The organism is Streptomyces pristinaespiralis, assembly GCF_001278075.1.
GTDB lineage: Bacteria > Actinomycetota > Actinomycetes > Streptomycetales > Streptomycetaceae > Streptomyces > Streptomyces pristinaespiralis.
In genome coordinates this window covers 8,218,192-8,235,642 of sequence record NZ_CP011340.1, presented here as the reverse complement: position 1 = coordinate 8,235,642, position 17,451 = coordinate 8,218,192, and the positions used below count along the sequence as shown (strand labels likewise).

Sequence of the window (17,451 nt, the reverse complement as noted above, 5' to 3'; positions counted from 1 at the left end):
GCTCCGGCGGGTCTCAGAGCGCGGGCGGGGGCTCGTCGTCGAACCAGTAGGAGCGGCGCTGGTACGGGGTGCCGGGCAGGTGGGCGCGGGCGGGGCGGTCGTGTTCCTTCCACAGCACGTCCCAGTCGGGGGTGGCGCCGTCGGCCCATGCGCGGGCGAGCGGGTCCTGGGCGGGCGGCAGGTCGGCGCCGTCGGCGACGGACCGCAGGGCGGTGCGCAGGGCGGCGGTGTCGGACACGACGAGGGCGCGTCGGTGTTTCATGGCGCGCCGGCCGTACTGCAGCGTGTGGGCGAGGGAGGCGAGTTCGGGTGCGTGGGGGCCGTCGAGCTGGTGCAGCAGGCGGCGGGCCAGCAGGGCGACGGCCTCCTCGCTGCCGGCGGACAGCGGTACGACGTGCGGGCGGCCGGCTGGGCCGGCGGCGGGGGCGGCTGTGGCCGGCCGCGGGGGGCGGGGGGCTTCTTCGACGACCGCGTGGGACATGGAGCCGCCGAGTCCGAAGGCGTTGACGGCGCCGATGCGCGGGGTGCTTCCCGCGGGCCAGGGCACGTTCTCGACGGGGAGGCCGAGGGGCGCGTCGCCGACGGGGAGTTTGCCGTCGGCCTCGTCGAGGCCGGCGATCCTCGGGATGGTGCCGGCGCGCAGGGCGAGGATCGTCTTGACGACTCCGATGAGTCCGGCGGCGGCTTCGAGGTGGCCGATGTTGGCCTTGACGGAGCCGACCCACAGCCGGCCGTCGGGCCCGGCGGCGGGCCCGTCGACGAGGTGGGCCAGGGCGGCGATCTCGGTGGCGTCGCCGCCGCGGGTGCCGGTGCCGTGGGCCTCGAGGTGGCCGAGGTCGCGGGGGGTGAGCCCGGCCTTGGCGAGGGTCTGCCGGACGAGGGCGGTCTGGGAGTCCTGGTCGGTGCCGGTCAGTCCGCCGCCGCGGCCGTTGTGGGCGCTGCCGACGGAGCGGATGACGGCGTGCACGGGGTCGCCGTCGGCGAGGGCGGCGTCGAGGGGTTTGAGGAGCAGGCAGGCGCCGCCCTCGCCGCGCAGGTAGCCGTTGCGGGCGGCGCTGAAGGGCACCGAGTCGCCGGTGGGTGACAGGGCGCCGCCGAGGTAGGCGTTGGTGGTGTAGTAGCCGGCGCTGAACAGGTTGGGTGAGCCGACCAGTGCCATGGGGTAGTCGCCCGCGCGCAGGCCCTGGACGGCGAAGCCGAGGGCGGACAGCCCGGCGGAGCAGGCGGAGTCGATGACCATGCTGGGGCCGGTCCAGCCGAACTGGTAGGAGACGCGGTTGGCGAGGAAGGCCATCATGGTGCCGGGGAACGCGGCGCCGTCGGAGCGTCGGCCGCGTGCGGTCATGCGTTCGGCGTAGTCGGACATGAAGGCGCCGGCGAAGACGGCGACGGGTTCGCCGGTGAGTGTCTGCGGGTCCAGGCCGGCGTTCTCCACGGCGTGCCAGGCCAGTTCGAGCATGAGCCGGTGCTGGGGGTCCATGAAGGCGGCCATGCGGTGGGCGATGCCGAAGAAGCGGGCGTCGAAGCCGTCGATGGAGTCGAGGAGGAACGCGCGGGGGGTGTTGGCGGCGGCGACCTGCTCGTCGAGTCCGTACCAGCGTCCGGCGGGCACGTCGTGCAGGTGCCGTTCGCCGCGGGAGACGACGTCCCAGAATTCGGTCAGGGTCTCTGCGCCGGCGGTCCGGCAGGACATGCCGATGACGGCGACGGGTGCGGCGTCGGTGCCGTGGGCGGTTGTCACGCGGCGGCCTCCGGCTGTCCGGCGCGGGTGATGCGCTGGCCGTGCAGGCCCCGGATGCGGCGGCGTGCCTCGTCGCCGGTGATGGTGGCCTCGTGGTCGGGGATCTCCCGTTCGAGGGCGGCCCGGGCGTCGGTGAGGAGGGTCCGTACGAGCTGGGACTTCATCATCGCCAGCGCGCCGCGTGGTGCCTGGGCGCTCTGCAGGGCGATGCGGTGGGCCTCCGCCGGGACGGTGTCGTGGGCGCAGATCCTGGTGCCGGCGCCGCGTTCGCGCAGTTCGCGGCCGGTGTAGGTGCGGCTGGTGTACATCATCTCGGTGCCCAGCGCGCGGCCGAACGCCGCCGGCACGACGTGGGAGGCGCCGAGGATGGGGGTGAAGCCGAAGGTGAGGAAGTTCATCGCGTAGCGGGAGCGTTCGCTGAGGACGGCGATGTCGCAGTAGAGGGCGAGCAGCAGTCCGCCGCCGAGTGCGTGTCCCTGGGCGGCGGCCACGACCGGCACCGGGCAGGCGGCGATGGCCTGCATCATTTCCCAGAGTTCGACGACGCGCTGCTCGTGGGTGCCGAGCATGCGTTCGGTGGCGCCTCCGGCGCTGAAGACGCCGGGTGCGCCTTCCAGGACGACGGCCCGGACGTCCCGGTCGTCGCCGGCCCGTTGCAGGGCGGCGATGAGGCCGGCGCGCAGCTCGGGGGTGAACCGGTTGTGGCCCGCCTCGTCGCACATCCGGACGGTGGCGACGGGCGCCTCGGTGTGCAGCTGGACGGGCCCGTAGGAAAGAGCGGTCACGGTATCAGTCCTTGCCGGTGAAGGGTGTTCAGCCGCTCGTGGACCCGCTGGTCGGCAAGGCGTTCGGCGACGGCGCGCAGCGCGCGGTCGGCGTGGCCTTCGGGGGCGGGGAACAGTTCACGGCGGTAGCGCTTGAGTGCGCGTACGGCTCCGTGGTCGGCGGCCCGCAGGCGCCGCAGCAGCAGCCGCAGTTCCTGGCGGCAGTCGTCGGTGCGCTGGTCGGCGAGGCCGATGTCGGCGGCCTGTTCGGCGCTGACGTGCTGGGCGCCGAGTGCGAGGGAGAAGGCGCGGTGGCGGCCGGTGCGTTCGGCGACGACGGGCAGGATCACGGCGGGTACGAGGCCGAGGAGGACCTCGGTCATGCGGAAGCTCGCGCGGGGGCCGGCGATGACGTGGTCGCAGGCGGCGGCGAGGCCGACGCCTCCTCCGGTGGCGGCGCCGTCGACGACGGCGACGGTGACCAGGGGCGAGTCGGCCAGGCGTTGCAGCAGGTGGTGCACGGCGGTCAGGCGCGGCCGCCAGCCGTCGCGGTCGGCCTCGCCGAGGGCGATGCCCGAGCAGAAGCTGTCGCCGGTGGCGTCGAGGACGAACACCTCGGCGCCCTCGGCCGCTTCGGCGGCGGTGAGGGCGCCGGTGAGGGCCGTGAGCATGTCGTCGTCGAGGCGGTTGCGGGTGGCGGGCGTGTCGAGGGTGGCGCGGACCAGGGGCGGGCGGCCGGTGTCCACGCGCAGCGGGGCGGGGGCTGTCAGCGCCACTCGTACCGCCTGATGTAGTTCTCGACGCCGGCCAGCACCAGTTGCTTGCCGTGGTCGCGGAAGGGCGCGAGGAAGGTCTCCTGGAGCGAGTCGTCGACGTCGCGGTGGGCCTTGGGCACCAGGATGCGGCGGGTGACGGGCAGCATCTGCTCGTACTCGGCGAAGGTCAGCTCGCGCCGCAGGGCGAGGCGTTCCGCGATGCGTGCCTTGCCGAGGGTCGCCTTGGCGCCGGGGGCGACGGTCGCGCCGAAGAACTCGGAGGCGCAGCCGGATCCGTAGGAGTACATGCCGAGCCGGGCGCCTTCGACGCGTTCGGCGCTCTGGTGGTCGATCAGGGAGGCGAGGGCGAGCCAGATGGCGCCGGAGCACAGGTTGCCGACGACCCGGCCGTAGCGCAGGGAGGGGGCGACGCGCCGCTCGAAGTCCTCGGCGATCGCCTTGGGGGCGCGGGGTGCGAATTCGCGCATCAGCTTGCGGTGCGCGGCTCTGACCATGCCGCCGAACGGGGTGTGCATGACGACGTGGTCGAAGGAGTCGGCGAAGTCGGTGCCCGGGACGTTGGCGGTGTAGGCGCGGAAGCTGTCGGAGAGGCACTCGAGGTAGGCGAGCAGCGACAGGTCGGGGTTGTACAGGTCGTAGTCCGGGGCGGGCCGGGCGGTGTCCATGACTTCGAAGCTGTTGAGGCCGTAGGCGCCGGGGGTCAGGGCGAGAATGCCGGGGCTGTCGCCGACGAGGAGCGCCACGGCGCCGTGGCCGGTGGTGGGCTCGGCGTATTTGGCGTACTCGTCCATGGGGTTGACGTCGGTGGCGATGATCAGTGCCTTGGCGCCGGGCCGCAGGCCGGACCTCAGGTAGCCGGCGGCGAGCTGGAGGGCGCCGGTCGCCCCGTAGCAGGCCTGCTTGACCTCCATGTAGCGGCACTGCCGGGACAGGCCGAGGTGTCGGTGGACGTGGGAGGCGAGGGACTTGCTGTAGTCGAGGCCGGACTCGCTGGAGGTGACGAGGAGTTCGATGGAGTCCCGGTCGTCGTCGCTGAGGGCGTCGACGAGGGGTTTGGCGGCGTTGACGGCGCCGGTGACCGGGTCCTCCCAGGGGAGCTGGACGGACCGCTCGTCCATCATGAGGTTGTCGAAGCGGTCCGGGTCGAGGCCGCGGGCGTCGAAGAGGGCGCGGGCGGAGATCTTGGCGACACCGGCGTGGACGTTCAGTGCCTCGACGCCGATACGGGCGGTGCTCATCGCGGGCCGCCGGTGGCGAGATGGGCGACGAGGCCGCCGATGTCGGGGATGTCGGCGAAGGTGGAGACCCGCTCGCGGCTGCCGAGCCGGTGGGTGAGGGTGGTGATGATCTCGACGCGGTCGACGGAGTCGGCGCCGAGGTCCTTCAGGCTCCGCCCGTCGGTGATCTCCTCGGCGGGTACGTCGGGCAGGATCTCGGCGACGACCTCCGCGAGGACGCGCCGGACGGTGGCTTCGTCGGTGGCGGCGGGGGCGGTCATGAGTCCTCCAGGAGCTGCTGGATCGAGCAGACGGCGAGCAGCCGTCCGGTCGCGGCCTCGGTGACGGCGACGTCGGCGATCTCGTCGCCGGCCACGGTGTCGCTGTGCCACAGCCGCACGGTGAGGGTGAGTTCGGCGTCGGCGTCGGCGTTGCCGAAGTAGCCGATCCGGTGGTCGACGACGGTGCGGCGGCTGAAGCCGCGCGGGTCGCGGCCCAGGGCGCGCCACTGGCGCAGCAGGGCGGTGTCGACGATGGCGAAGTAGGAGGCGAAGTACATGAGCCCGGCGCCGTTGAGGTCGCGTACCCGGTCCAGGGTGTAGGTGGTGGTGTACGGCGCGGACGCGGTGCGGCCCGGGATGCCTCCGGGGTGGAAGGTGCCCGCCTTGCGGGCGCGGCCGCAGATCCCGCGGGGCGAGTGCTCGGCGGGCAGCGGGGGCAGGTGCTCGTGCCGGTGGCCGGCCGGGGACGCCTCCACCAGGCCCTCGTTGCTGTCCGGGTGGGAGCGGGAGATCCAGCGGTTGTAGTTCTCGACGTACAGGCAGTCCTCGCGCTGCTCCTCGTGGAAGGCCCGCGGGTCCAGGCCGGTCGCCGGGGTGCCGGGGCGGGAGAGGCGGTGCAGGGTCATCACGGACTGCGGTCCGAGGTCGAAGACGCGTGAGGTGACGTCGAACTCGTCGCCGAAGGCGATGCCGTAGGGCTGGATGTGCCGGCTGCCGCGGACGCGGAAGTAGTAGAAGGAGAGGTACGTGGGGTGGCCGTCGGCGCTGCGGGCGGCGTACACGTTGGTGCCGGTGGCGGCTTTGACGGCCTCCCACGTCCAGTCCCCGAGCTGCCCGAAGAACAGGGAGCCGGCGCCGCACATGCCCGGGGCCACCGTGACGCGGCGGGTCAGCAGGGACGTGTCGGCGGGCGCCGGTTTGTCGATCAGGTCGGTCGGGCTCACTTTGCGGTCGCCCCCAGGGCCGCGACCTGGCTGCTCACATAGGTGCTGAGCTGGTTGACCGTGGGGTGGGCGTAGACCGTGTCGAGCATCTCCTCGAGGCCGTACTTGGTGTTGAGGAGGGACACCAGCTCCACGCCCAGGACGGAGTCGAGTCCCAGCTCGGCGAAGGTGGCGTCGTCGTCGATCTCCTCGATCTCGCAGTAGAGGATCGCGGCCAGGTGTGTCCGCAGTTCGTCGCGGATCGAGTCGGCACTCACCAGGGTGGTCATTCGCTTCTCTCCTCAGCCTGTTCGGCTCGCCCGGCCCGCTCGACCGGCCGTGCGAGCAATCGGTGTGACGCTAGGAAGGGCGTCTCGGGGACCGCTGGAGCCGTCCTCGAGACGTGGAGGGGCGGTCGCGGTGGGGCGGTTCACGCGACGGCCTGCGGTTCGCGGACCGCCGCGGGCAGGAAGCCGAGCAGGGTCAGCAGGCTGCGTGCCTCGACGTTGAGGTGGCTGCCGTACCGCACGAACCCGATGAGCTGGCGGACCGTCATCCAGGCGAATCCGGCGGGTGCTTCCAGGGGGAAGTCGTCGGCGACCTCGACCAGCAGGTAGCGGCTCCGGGCGTGGTAGAAGCGGCCGCCCTCCTCGGACTGCACGGCGTCGAACCGGATCTGCTCCCGCCCGGCGGTGAGCACGGTGTCCAGGTACGGGGGCCGGCCGGCCGGGTCGGGGCCGCCGGCGCGGTCGGTGAGGTAGTCGGCGGGCTGGCACTGGACGGTGGGCGCCATCTCGATGCGGTCCAGCGCCCCGGTCTCGATCCGGGCCTGCACCAGCAGGTGCAGCACCCCTTCGACGCGTTTGGCGAGGAAGGCGATGACTCCCTGGCTGCGGGGCGCGAACATGGGCTGCGACCAGCCGGTCACCTCGCGGTTGGAGGCCTCGACCCCCACGCCGAGGACGGTGAAGTGGCGGTCCTCGGCGTGGGCGACGATGCCGTCGCGCCGCGACCAGTCCGCGAGGCCGGCCAGGGGCACGAGGCGGCGGCTCAGCGTGCAGCGGCCCTTGGCCTCGGTGAACCAGCTCAGCAGTTCGACGGTGTTGTGCAGGGAGCGGCCGTCCTGCTGCCAGGACCGTACGAGGGCGCCGTCGAAGGTGTCGTCGTCGGGGTGGGCGCCGCGGCCCACGGCGGGGCGGCGCAGGGCGACGGCGCCGGACAGGACGGTGCGGGTGTCCATGTTCACCAGGTCGTCGCTCTGCAGGAGTTCGGCGATCTGGTCGAAGCTGAGCCAGCAGAAGTCGTCCAGGACGGGGATGTCGGCGTCGGTGCGCACGATCATGTTGCGGTTGCGTTTGGCGAGGAACCAGGACGCCTGCTCCGACTGGAGGGCGTCGAAGAGGACCTCGCCGCCGCGCGGGGCGACGAAGTGCTCGAGATAGGGAACGGGCCGCCCGCCGTGCACACGCATGTAGTTGCTCTTCGTGGCCTGCACGGTCGGCGACAACTGGACGAGATTCACATTTCCCGGTTCCATCTTCGCCTGGAGAAGGCAGTGCGGAACTCCGTCGAACTCCTTCACCAGGATTCCGAGAATTCCGTGTTCCGGCTGAACGATGATCGGCTGCTGCCAGGCTTCCACGGCCCGTCCCGAGTCGGTGACCTCGAGGCCCTGGACGGAGAAGAACCGTCCGCTGCGGTGCACCAGGTTCCCGGAGTCCGCCTCCATCGACCAGCCGTCGAGGCGGTCGAGGGGGACCTGGGCGACCTTGTAGGCGTTCGCGGCGCACCGCTGCTCGAACCAGCGGTGGAATTCTGTTGTGTCGGAGAACATCTGGGGGCCTCCCGTTGGGTCTCTTCCAAAAATGTGCCGAAGGGCCGGCGATCGCGGCCGATTCGCAAGAGAAGTTCGAGCCGGGTTCGAGCCCGGGAATTGAGAATGTCGAGTCTCGAAGTGGATATGCGGCGCAAGGAGTTGATCCGGTGACAACCGAAGTCGAGGAGACCGTGACGGTGCGTGGGGAATGCGCGCCCGGTTTCGAGGAAGTGGCGCGTGCTTTCGCGGGGAACTTCCGCGACGGCACGCAGACCGGGGCGGGGGTGAGCGTGTATCTGCGCGGCCGTGAAGTGGTGAACCTGTGGGGCGGGTTCGCCGACGAGGCCGCCGGCCGGCCCTGGGAGCGGGACACCCTGGCCGTGCTCGCCTCCCCCACCAAGTCCGTGGCGGCCGGTGCGCTGTTCGTGCTGATCGAGCGCGGCGTCCTGGAACTGGACGCCCCGATCGCCCGCTACTGGCCCGAGTTCGCGGCGGCCGGCAAGGAGTCGGTCACCCTGCGGATGCTGCTGGCGCAGCGCACCGGTGTGGTGGCGCTGGACTCGGACCCGATCACCTACGAGAAGCTGCGCACCGGCCGGCCGGTCGTCGAGGCGCTCGCCGCGGCCCGCCCCGAGTGGGCGCCGGGCACCGCGCACGGCTATCACGCCATGACCTTCGGCCACATGGTCAGTGAGGTGGTGCGGCGGGTCACCGGCTCGACGGTGGGCCGGTTCTTCGCGGAGGAGATCGCCGGGCCGCTGGGCCTCGAGTGCTTCATCGGCCTGCCCGAGGACCGGCTGCCGCGGCTGGCGACGATGGTGCCGTCCAAGGCCGAGGTCCTGATGGACGGCGGTGCGGCCGGCCAGGTGACGGAGCTGCTCGCGGCGCTCGGCGACCCGTCGTCGCTGACCTTCCGGGCGACGATCGGCAGCATGTCCTTCGACGCCGACACCGGTGACGACGCCAAGCGGGTGCGGCTGGAGAACGCCTCCTACGACGGGGTGGCCGACGCCGGGTCGCTGGCCCGCTACTTCGCCGCGCTGATCGGCGAGGTGGACGGGGTGCGTCTGGCGGGGCCGGCGCTGGTCGACGAGATCCGCCGGGAGCACTCCTCGGGCCGGTGCCGCACCATGCTGATGGACACCAACTGGGGCCTGGGCATGATGCTGCCGGACGGGCCGCTCTACCCGGCGTCCGCCGGGCCGCTGGGCTCCTTCGGTCTGGCCGGCGCGACCGGCTCGTTCGCGTGCGCCGTCCCCGGCCGGCAGCTCGCCTTCGCCTATGTTCCGGGCGGCGGTTCGCACGTCGTCGACCGGCTCGATCCGCGGGCCCGGCGCGTCGCGGAGGCCGTGCACCGCAGCGCCGCCGCCTGCTGAGCGGGGGTCAGCGGGCCGTGGCCCGGTCCGCGGCGTGGGCACCGGCGCTCTCCAGGATCTGAAGGCTGCTGCGGCGCAGCTGCTCTTCGGCGGTGGCGCGGGCCCGCGCCGGGCCCCCGCCCAGGGCGGCGGCGTCCGGGTCGAGGGCCGCGTCGTGACGGACGAGGACCCGGCTGCGGGCGCCGTCGTCGGTGACGCTCCAGGTGGCGGTGTGCGCGCGCAGCGGCGCGGGCGCCGCGGGGCCGCTGAGGACCAGGCGCCGCCCGGGCAGGCGAACACGGGGGCCCGCGCCGCGGCACAGCAGGTCGTGGACGGTGTCGGCGGGCAGGTCGAGGAGGATCTCCTGGGTCAGGGAGAACATCAGGTCGTCGAGGTCCTCGGGGCGCTCTGCCCAGTAGCGCACGGCGGCGACCTCGTCCGCGTTGTGGCGCTCGAGCGCGCCGGCGAGGAACGTCGCGGTCGCCTCGTCGGCGGTGGTGAGGGTGTAGGCGTTGGTGAGCGTGATGCGGGTGCCGGCGGTGTCCGGTTCGAAGCGCCAGGTGCCTTCGGCGGCGGACAGCGGGGCGCTCGGCCGCTCCTGACGGAAGGTCACCCGCAGTGCCTGCTCGTCGGCGTGACGCGTAGAGGTCCAGGCGCGCACGTCGTCGCCGGAGGCCACCCACATCCGGAAGCGGTCGCCGCCGTCGGGGCCTGGGCCCAGCTGTTCGACGTGCAGGCAGGGCGCGAACAGCAGGGGCCAGCGGTCGATGCCGGCGATCAGCCGGTAGGCCCGCCGTGCGGGGGCCGGGGTCGTGGCGACGTACTCGGCCGAGCGGCCGGCGGCTGTCATCCGCATCTCCAGACGGTGGGCGGGCTCGTGTCACCCGGCAATCTCGCCCAGCCGTCTCGATCCCTCCTCGACCCGGGATCGAGCCGCCGCACGGAGTGTGAACCTCCCATAGGACGACTGGAGTCGCTGTCATGCGTGTTCTGTTCACCGTGTTCCCGGCCACGGCCCATGTGCATCCGATCGTTCCGCTCGCCTGGGCGCTGCAGAACGCGGGCCACGAGGTGCGGGTGGCCATCCACCCGGACACCGTGCGTCTGGTCACCGAGGCCGGACTGCCCGCGGTGCCGCTGGGCTCGCGGGAGGTGCTCGCCGACGCGGTGAAGTGGAACGACAACTTCGAGATGCTCGACAGCCTCAGCGACGCGCTGTCCCTGGACACGGGTGACGCCCCGCAGTGGGAGCGCCAGTGGCAGGGGCTGACCGGCATGCTGCGGATGTTCACGCCGATGGTGGACGACCTGGTGGCCTTCTGCCGCGGCTGGCGGCCCGACCTGGTGGTGTGGGACCCGTTCTGTGTGGCGGCGGGTGTCGCGGCGAGGGTGACGGGCGCGGCGCACGCGCGTTTCCTGTGGGGTCAGGACAACATCGGCTGGCTGCGCGGCAAGTCCCTCGAGCGGCGGGACGACCGGTCCGGCGACCCGGTGGACGCGCTGATGGCGCCGATGCTCGAACGCTACGGGCTGGAGTACTCGGAGGACCTGCTGCTCGGCCAGTGGACCATCGACCCGATGCCCAAGGCGCTGCGCCTGCCGCTCCCCCACCGCTACGAGCCGATCCGGCGGGTCCCCTACAACGGCAGCGCGGTGGCCCCGGCCTGGGTGCACGAGCGGCCTGAGCGGCCGCGGGTGCTGCTGACGCTGGGCATCGGCGGCCGCGGCCGTCAGCTGTTCAAGGCGGCCGGTGTCTCCTTCCCCGAGGTGGTCGACGCGCTGGCCGGCCTCGACGTCGAGGTGGTCGCCACGCTGCACCGAGCGATGCTGGAGACGGTGACCCGGGTGCCGGACAACGTCCGGCTGACGGAGTACGTGCCGCTGGCGCAGATCCTGCCGAGCTGCTCGGCGATCATCCACCACGGTGGCGGGGGGACGTTCGCGGCGGCCACGGCGGCCGCCGTGCCGCAGCTGATCGTGCCGATGCCGTGCTGGAGCGAGGCGACCACGGCCCGCTTCATGGCCGGCCGGGGCGCCGGACTGGTCGTCACCACCGAGGAGTTCGACACGGAGCTGCTGCGCAAGCAGATCACGCGGCTGCTGGAGGAGCCGGCGTTCGGCGAGGGCGCGCAGGCGCTGCGCGCGGAGATCAACCAGGCGCCCGGCCCGGCCGAGTTCGTGTCCGTGCTGGAGGAACTGACCGCGGAGCACCGCCGGTGACGGCGCCTGCGGCGGGGGTGCTGCGGTTCGGGGTCCTCGGGTGCGCGGACATCGCGCGCCGCCGGGTGCTGCCCGCGATGGCGGCCGCGCCGGACATCGAACTCGCCGCGGTCGCCAGCCGTTCGCCCGCCCGGGCCGCCGAGACGGCCCGCGCCCACGGCGCCCGTCCGGTGAGCGGGTACGAGCGGCTGCTCGCCGACCCGGACGTGGACGCCCTCTACATCCCGCTGCCGGCGGCGCTGCACGCCGTCTGGGTGGAGGCGGCGCTCGAGGCGGGCAAGCACGTCCTGGCCGAGAAGCCGCTGACGACGGACCCGGCCCGCACCCGCGCGCTGCTGGAGCGGGCACGGCGGCGGAAGCTGGTGCTGCGGGAGAACGTGATGTTCGTGCACCACGGTCAGCACCGGGCGGTCGGCGCGATGGTCGGTGACGGTGTGATCGGCGAACTGCGGTCGTTGCACGCGGCGTTCACGATCCCCTCCCCCGCCGACGGGGACATCCGCTTCGACGCGGACCTGGGCGGCGGCGCGCTGTCGGACGTGGGCCTGTACCCGGTGCGGGCCGCGGTGCACCTGCTCGGCCCCGGCCTGCGGGTAGCGGGCGCGGTGCTGCGGGACGCAGCGGGCCGCGGTGTGGAGACCTCGGGCGCCGCGCTGCTGCGCCGCGCCGACGGGGTGAGCGCGCAGCTGACGTTCGGGATGGACGACGCGTACCGCTCGCGCTACGAACTGTGGGGCAGCGAGGGCCGCATCACGGTGGACCGCGCGTTCACCCCGCCGGCCGGTCACCGGCCCCGGATCGTGGTGGAGGACGCAGCCGGTGCCCGCACGGTCGAGCTTGCGGCCGAGGACCAGGTGGCGGCCACGCTCGCCGCGTTCACGGCGGCGGTCCGGGGCGGGGACACCGTGCCCGCCGGCGGGGAGCTGCGCGACCTGCTGGCGCAGGCCGACCTGCTGGCCGCGATCCGCCGCGCGGCGGCGACCTGACACCTGCGGCGCCCGCGACCCCGGGGGGGCCCGGGGGCCGGTGGGCCCGGGGGGCCCGGGGGCCGGTGGGCCCGGGGGGCCCGGGGGCCGGTGGGCCCGGGGGGCCCGGGGGCCGGTGGGCCCGGGGGCCGGTGGGGCCCGGGGGCCGGTGGGGCCCGGGGGCCGGTGGGGCGGCGCGTCGCGGGTGGTCACGGCGTGCGATGAAGCCCGCAGGCCAAGTCCGGTGGGGCGGTCCGGCAGAGGCCACGTCCTGCCGGGCCACGTCACGTCCGGGCCGGGTCAGGTCCGATCAGGTCGGTTCAGATCCGAGGCTCGCTCATGTGCAGCGGCGCGGTGCGCGTACCCGGGTCGGCCGGGCGCGCCCGCCTGCCCGCGCTGCCCGACGGCTCCGGGCACCGGCGTACCCGGGGGCCCCGGGGAGTCCTTTCGGGGGTCGTGAACTGCTGCTGTTTGACTTCGTATGAGTGAGTTCTGCCGTGTGCGGGTGAGTTGGTGTGGGCTGTGGTGTGTGAGGGCTCGCGGGGTGGACGGGGGTTCGTCTGTCGAATGGGTGACCTTTGCGGGTGGTGGTCGTTGGGGGTGGTGGCGGGTGTGTGTGGTCCAGGACAGGAGGGGTGGTGATCACCGTGGGCGGTCTGCGGGAGGTGGCGGCGCCGTTCGTGGTCACCGGACCTTCGGTCGCGATCGGCAGACGCGCCCAAGGGCACCCGATCCGGCGACGGACGACACCGCCCCCGCACGACCAGAGCGATCGTGCGGGGCATCGGACCGTCCAGGCCGACCGGCGTGCCCCTGGGCGTGAGGAAACCCGCCCCCGCATCCCCGGACCACGCACACGATGCGTGCCCCCGGACGCGGAACGAACGCGGGCAACCAGGGCACCCAACACCGTTCGGGGTGCCCGCAGCGACCAGGAATGGGTCCAAGACTCACTCCTGCTCACTGACTAGGAACGGTCGCGGAGGTGCGGTCAGGTGCGGGTCAGGGCCTGAACCGCGGTGAGGGTCTCTGCCGGGCCCGGCAGGGCGGCCAGTTCGGCGGCGAGGGTTCCGGCGCGCCGGGCGTAGGAGGGGGTGGCCAGCATGTCGCGGCAGGCGGCGGCGACGGTCTCGGGGCCGTCCTCGCCCGGTGGCAGGACGCGGGCCGCGCCGTAGGCGGCCAGGCGCTGGTTGGGGGCGAGGACCTTCGGCATGGTGGGGACGACGAGCTGCGGCACACCCGCGTGCACGGCCGTCAGCGCGCTCTGGCCGCCGCCGGAGTGCACGAGCAGGTCGCAGGTGTGCAGGACCGTGTCCAGCGGCAGCCAGCCGGCGCGCAGGCCGGGGTGCCGTTCGCGCAGGGCCGCCGCGACGTCCTCGGGGGCGGCGGCGACGACTTCCACGTCCGGACCGGCGACGTGGGAGACGAGGGCGTCGAGGTGGTCGAACTCGTAGTCCTTGCTGACCCGGCTGCCCGCCGTCACGCAGACCCGGCGCCGCTGGGAGGGGGTGTACATCCAGCGTTCCAGCGGCTGCTGGCGGCCGCAGGGCACGAACCGCATGGTCCGGCCGGCGGGTGCGCCGGGGTCCGCGACGCTGGGCGGGCAGATGTCGATCCACAGGTCAGGCGCGGGCAGGGACGTCAGGCCCAGGGCCCTGAGTTCGGGGGCCAGTTCGTCCTCGGCGCCCCGGTCCATCTCGGCGGGCTCGCCCATGTCCCAGGCGTGCCGCACGTACGGGATCTTCAGCTCGGCGGCCAGCAGCGCGGCGCCGAAGGCGAGGGTGCCGCCGACGACGGCGTCCGGGCGCCAGTCGCGGCCCGCCTCCCGCAGCGCGGGCAGGCTGCCGGCGGCCAGCCGGCCGAAGCCGCGGCCGCCGAAGTGCATCCTCTCCCCCGCGTCCGCCGGCAGCGTCAGCGCGGTGCCGTCGCGGTCGGCCAGCATGAAGTCGCGCATCGTCCGCTCGGTGACGGGCGCGGCGGGCAGTCCGGCGGAGGTGATGACGCCGCTCATGTCGGCGGTGGCCGCCATGAGCACCTGGTGGCCGGCGTTGCGGGCGGCGGTGGCCAGCGGCACGAGGGCGAACACGGTGGCCGGACTGCCGCCGGCGAGGAAGAGGATCCGCATGGTTCAGGCCGGGGGCGCGCCGCGGTGGGCGGGGGCGAAGGCCAGTGCGTCGAGCGCGGCGACGACCGCGGCCTCCTCGTGGTCGAAGTGGCGCTCCAGTTCGCCGGTCAGGCGCTCCAGCTCGTGTTGCAGGCCCTGCGGGTCGCCCGGCTCCAGGCGGGTGACGAGGTCGGCGATGTCGCCGCGCAGCTGTGAGACGACCTTGTGCTCCTCGCGGAGCTTGGCCAGGGTCGGCGCGAGGCCGGGGAACTTCGACTCCAGGACGGGGAAGGCGCCCTGGTCCTCGCCGCCGTGGTGGACCTCCAGCGCCTTGCAGAAGCTGAGGCAGTTGTCGCGCAGCTGCTGCAGCAGGGTGCTGTCGCCGATGTCGACGGTGTCGGCGCGTCCGGCGGCGAAGTCGGCGACCTGGCGGCGCAGTTCGGCGATCTCGCCGCGCAGCCAGCCGTGGATCTCGGTCAGTTCCTGGCCCAGGCCGCGGGCGCGGCGCCCGTCGTCGTAGGTCTCGGTCTCGAGGACGACGACGGGGATGATCCGCTCGGTGTTCTTCTGGTAGTCGGCGTAGCCGGGGGCGATCCCGCAGGCCTTCGCGAAGACCCGTTCCCGCTCCTCGCCCTCCAGGACGGTGGCCCTGGCCTGGTACTTCTCGGTGCCGACCTCGACGGTCAGGAGGGGGTTGGCGCGCAGGTTGTGGTACCAGGCGGGGTTCTTGGGGCCGCCGCCCGCCGAGGCGATGACGACGCCCTTGCCGTCGATCTCCATGTAGCCGACGGGGCTGGTGGTCGCGCGGCCGCTCCTGGCGCCGGCGGTGGTCAGCAGCGCCAGGGTGCCGCCCGCGAACGGTCCGCCGACCTTGCCGCCGTTGGCCCGGAACTCCTCGACGACCGGCCGGTTCCAGTCCGCGACAAAGGGCTGCAGCTCGTCTGCCATGGAAATGCGTTCTCCTCGGTTGTTGCGTCAGTGTTCGAACCGGCGGGGCACCGGTTCGACGATCACCGGCCGGTCACCGGCCGGTCAAGGATGGCCGCCGGTTCCTCGACCGGCGCTCGAGCGCTCCTCGAGCGGCTGCCACCAGGCGCGGTTGTCGCGGTACCAGGCGACGGTGCGGGCCAGGCCGTCGGTGAAGTCGGTGCGCGGTTCGTAGCCCAGTTCGCGGGTGATCTTGCGGCAGTCGACCGAGTAGCGCCGGTCGTGGCCCTTGCGGTCGGCGACGTGGTCGACGCTGGACCAGTCGGCGTCGCAGGCGTCCAGGAGCAGTGCGGTGAGTTCCTTGTTGGACAGTTCGGTGCCGCCGCCGATGTTGTAGACCTCGCCGGAGCGGCCCTTGGTGCGGACGAGTTCGATGCCCCGGACGTGGTCGTCGACGTGCAGCCAGTCGCGGACGTTGCCGCCGTCGCCGTACAGCGGCACGCGGCGGCCCGTGAGGAGGCGGGTGATGAACAGCGGGACGACCTTCTCCGGGTACTGGTGCGGCCCGTAGTTGTTGGAGCAGCGGGTGATGCGCACGTCGAGGCCGTGGGTGCGGTGGTGGGCCAGGGCGATGAGGTCGCTCGAGGCCTTGGCGGCGGAGTAGGGGGAGTTGGGGGCGAGGGGGTCGGTCTCGGGCCAGGAGCCGATGTCGATCGAGCCGTACACCTCGTCGGTGGAGATGTGGACGAAGGTGGTGGGGCCGTGGCGCAGGGCCGCGTCCAGCAGGGTCTGGGTGCCGGCGACGTTGGTGCGGACGAAGTCGGCCGCGCCGGCGATGGAGCGGTCGACGTGGGACTCGGCGGCGAAGTGGACGACCTGGTCGTGGCGGGGCATCAGGGTGTCGACGAGGCCGGCGTCGCAGATGTCGCCGTGGACGAAGGTGAACCGGGGGTTGTCGCGGACGGCGTCGAGGTTGGCCGGGTTGCCGGCGTAGGTGAGCGCGTCGAGGACGGTGACGGTCACGTCCGGGTCGCCGTGGGGGCCCAGGAGGGTGCGCACGTAGTGGGAGCCGATGAAGCCGGCTCCGCCGGTCACCAGGATTCGGGTCGTCATGAGGAGATCTGCACCTTGCTGTGGTCGCCGAGGATGAGCCGGTTGGTGGCCGGTATCCGCGGGGCGGGGGTGACGGTCACGCTGCGTCCGATGAGGGAGGCCTGGACGCGGGGCACGCCTTCGAGGCGGGAGTCGCGCAGCACGATGGAGAATTCGATCTCGCTGTCCTCGATGAGGCAGTTCTCCGCGATCGAGGTGTAGGGGCCGACGTAGGAGCCGCTGATGAGGGTGCCCGTGCCGATGACGGCGGGGCCGACGATGCGTGAGCCGCGGACCTCCGCGCCGGCCTCGACGCGGACCCGGCCGATGAGTTCGCTGGCGGCGTCGACGGTGCCGGCGGTGTGCGGTTCGATGCCTTCGAGGACGGACCGGTTCACCTCGAGCATGTCGGTGACGTTGCCGGTGTCCTTCCAGTAGCCGCTGATCGTCGTGGAGCGCACGTCGTGCCCGTCGTCGATGAGCCGCTGGATGGCGTGGGTGATCTCCAGTTCGCCGCGCTCCGACGGTTCGATGGCGCGGACCGCCTCGTGCACGGCGGGGGTGAACAGGTAGATGCCGACGAGCGCGAGGTCGCTCTTGGGTTTGGCGGGCTTCTCCTCCAGGCCCACGACCCGTCCCTCGTCGTCGAGTTCGGCGACGCCGAACGCGGACGGGTCGGGCACCCGGGTCAGCAGGATCTGCGCGTCGGGGCGTTCGGCGCGGAACCCGGTGACGAGGTCGGCGATGCCGCCGACGACGAAGTTGTCGCCGAGGTACATGACGAAGTCGTCGTCGGCGAGGAACTCGCGGGCGATCAGCACCGCGTGGGCGAGGCCGAGGGGTGCCTCCTGCGGCAGGTAGGTCACCTCCAGGCCGAATCGTGCGCCGTCGCCGACGGCGTCGCGGATCTCGTCGGCGGTGTCGCCGACGACGATGCCGACCTCGGTGATGCCGGCTTCCGCGACGGCTTCCAGGACGTAGTAGAGGACGGGCTTGTTGGCCACCGGGACCAGTTGCTTGGGCGCGGTGTGGGTGAAGGGCCGCAGGCGCGTGCCTGAACCTCCGGACAGGACGAGAGCCTTCATGGCCCGGACGCTATGGGGCCGCGCTCAAATCCGGCTGGGGACCGGATCGGGCGCAGGCGGACCTCCGCTCCAGCACGTGTCCATGACCGGGCCCCGCCCGCCGTGTCGGTGGCACAGTCGCACCTCGACGGATGACCGAAAACCAGGGTCGGCCGGAAAGGACCGGACGACCCGAGTCGGAAACG

The 17,451-nt window shown here is 73.0% G+C and carries 16 protein-coding genes and 1 pseudogene; 4 read left to right on the top strand and 13 right to left on the bottom strand.

The features are described 5' to 3' along the window. Positions 1–13 precede the first annotated feature (13 nt). From SPRI_RS35245 to SPRI_RS35210, 8 genes are all read right to left on the bottom strand, one after another. The gene (locus SPRI_RS35245; protein WP_053556629.1) at positions 14–1,741 is read right to left on the bottom strand and encodes a polyketide synthase; all 1,728 of its coding nucleotides are present in this window, start codon (positions 1,739–1,741) and stop codon (positions 14–16) included. Continuing rightward, positions 1,738–2,526, bottom strand: a complete 789-nt coding sequence (locus SPRI_RS35240) for a polyketide synthase (RefSeq protein WP_050791652.1) — start codon at positions 2,524–2,526, stop codon at positions 1,738–1,740. The genes SPRI_RS35245 and SPRI_RS35240 overlap by 4 nt, the downstream gene beginning before the upstream one ends. Further along, complete coding sequence (locus SPRI_RS35235) at positions 2,523–3,281, bottom strand: enoyl-CoA hydratase/isomerase family protein (protein ID WP_005321725.1); 759 nt, start codon at positions 3,279–3,281, stop codon at positions 2,523–2,525. The genes SPRI_RS35240 and SPRI_RS35235 overlap by 4 nt, the downstream gene beginning before the upstream one ends. Continuing rightward, complete coding sequence (locus SPRI_RS35230) at positions 3,272–4,519, bottom strand: hydroxymethylglutaryl-CoA synthase family protein (protein ID WP_005321723.1); 1,248 nt, start codon at positions 4,517–4,519, stop codon at positions 3,272–3,274. Before SPRI_RS35230 ends, SPRI_RS35235 begins: the two co-directional genes overlap by 10 nt. After that, positions 4,516–4,779, bottom strand: a complete 264-nt coding sequence (locus SPRI_RS35225) for an acyl carrier protein (protein ID WP_037775592.1) — start codon at positions 4,777–4,779, stop codon at positions 4,516–4,518. Before SPRI_RS35225 ends, SPRI_RS35230 begins: the two co-directional genes overlap by 4 nt. Beyond that, positions 4,776–5,723, bottom strand: a complete 948-nt coding sequence (locus SPRI_RS35220; RefSeq protein WP_005321717.1) for a biosynthesis cluster domain-containing protein — start codon at positions 5,721–5,723, stop codon at positions 4,776–4,778. Before SPRI_RS35220 ends, SPRI_RS35225 begins: the two co-directional genes overlap by 4 nt. After that, positions 5,720–5,992: an acyl carrier protein gene (locus SPRI_RS35215; RefSeq protein ID WP_005321714.1), complete on the bottom strand. Its 273-nt coding sequence runs from the start codon at positions 5,990–5,992 to the stop codon at positions 5,720–5,722. The genes SPRI_RS35220 and SPRI_RS35215 overlap by 4 nt, the downstream gene beginning before the upstream one ends. Before the next feature lie 140 nt (positions 5,993–6,132). Beyond that, entirely contained in the window at positions 6,133–7,536 is a 1,404-nt protein-coding gene (locus SPRI_RS35210) for an NDP-hexose 2,3-dehydratase family protein (protein WP_005321711.1), read from the bottom strand. A gap of 149 nt (positions 7,537–7,685) precedes the next feature. On the opposite strand from SPRI_RS35210, the gene SPRI_RS35205 reads away from it, so the two are divergent. Next, complete coding sequence (locus SPRI_RS35205; RefSeq protein ID WP_053556630.1) at positions 7,686–8,894, top strand: serine hydrolase domain-containing protein; 1,209 nt, start codon at positions 7,686–7,688, stop codon at positions 8,892–8,894. Positions 8,895–8,901: 7 nt separating this feature from the next. Here SPRI_RS35205 and SPRI_RS35200 read toward each other — a convergent pair whose 3' ends face one another. Beyond that, a complete protein-coding gene (locus tag SPRI_RS35200; protein WP_005321708.1) occupies positions 8,902–9,729 on the bottom strand; it encodes an aromatase/cyclase in 828 nt (275 codons plus the stop codon). A 125-nt stretch (positions 9,730–9,854) separates the two neighbouring features. Here SPRI_RS35200 and SPRI_RS35195 point away from each other — a divergent pair, with 125 nt between their 5' ends. The 3 genes and pseudogenes from SPRI_RS35195 to SPRI_RS39645 all read left to right on the top strand — a co-directional run. Continuing rightward, positions 9,855–11,093, top strand: coding sequence for an activator-dependent family glycosyltransferase (locus tag SPRI_RS35195; protein WP_005321706.1), 1,239 nt, complete (start codon positions 9,855–9,857; stop codon positions 11,091–11,093). Then, positions 11,090–12,079, top strand: a complete 990-nt coding sequence (locus tag SPRI_RS35190; RefSeq protein WP_238996194.1) for a Gfo/Idh/MocA family protein — start codon at positions 11,090–11,092, stop codon at positions 12,077–12,079. Before SPRI_RS35195 ends, SPRI_RS35190 begins: the two co-directional genes overlap by 4 nt. A 674-nt stretch (positions 12,080–12,753) precedes the next feature. Continuing rightward, positions 12,754–13,029 (top strand): annotated as a pseudogene (locus tag SPRI_RS39645) (IS200/IS605 family accessory protein TnpB-related protein); the annotation flags it as partial. A 20-nt stretch (positions 13,030–13,049) separates the two neighbouring features. On the opposite strand, the gene SPRI_RS35185 reads toward SPRI_RS39645, so the two are convergent. From SPRI_RS35185 to SPRI_RS35170, 4 genes are all read right to left on the bottom strand, one after another. Beyond that, positions 13,050–14,183, bottom strand: coding sequence for a glycosyltransferase (locus SPRI_RS35185; protein ID WP_005321702.1), 1,134 nt, complete (start codon positions 14,181–14,183; stop codon positions 13,050–13,052). 3 nt (positions 14,184–14,186) lie between these two features. Beyond that, positions 14,187–15,110, bottom strand: a complete 924-nt coding sequence (locus SPRI_RS35180; protein WP_005321700.1) for a nitroreductase/quinone reductase family protein — start codon at positions 15,108–15,110, stop codon at positions 14,187–14,189. 84 nt (positions 15,111–15,194) lie between these two features. After that, positions 15,195–16,202, bottom strand: coding sequence for a dTDP-glucose 4,6-dehydratase (gene rfbB, locus SPRI_RS35175; RefSeq protein ID WP_005321698.1), 1,008 nt, complete (start codon positions 16,200–16,202; stop codon positions 15,195–15,197). Then, positions 16,199–17,266: a glucose-1-phosphate thymidylyltransferase gene (locus tag SPRI_RS35170; protein WP_005321690.1), complete on the bottom strand. Its 1,068-nt coding sequence runs from the start codon at positions 17,264–17,266 to the stop codon at positions 16,199–16,201. The genes rfbB and SPRI_RS35170 overlap by 4 nt, the downstream gene beginning before the upstream one ends. Between the last annotated feature and the right edge of the window lie 185 nt (positions 17,267–17,451).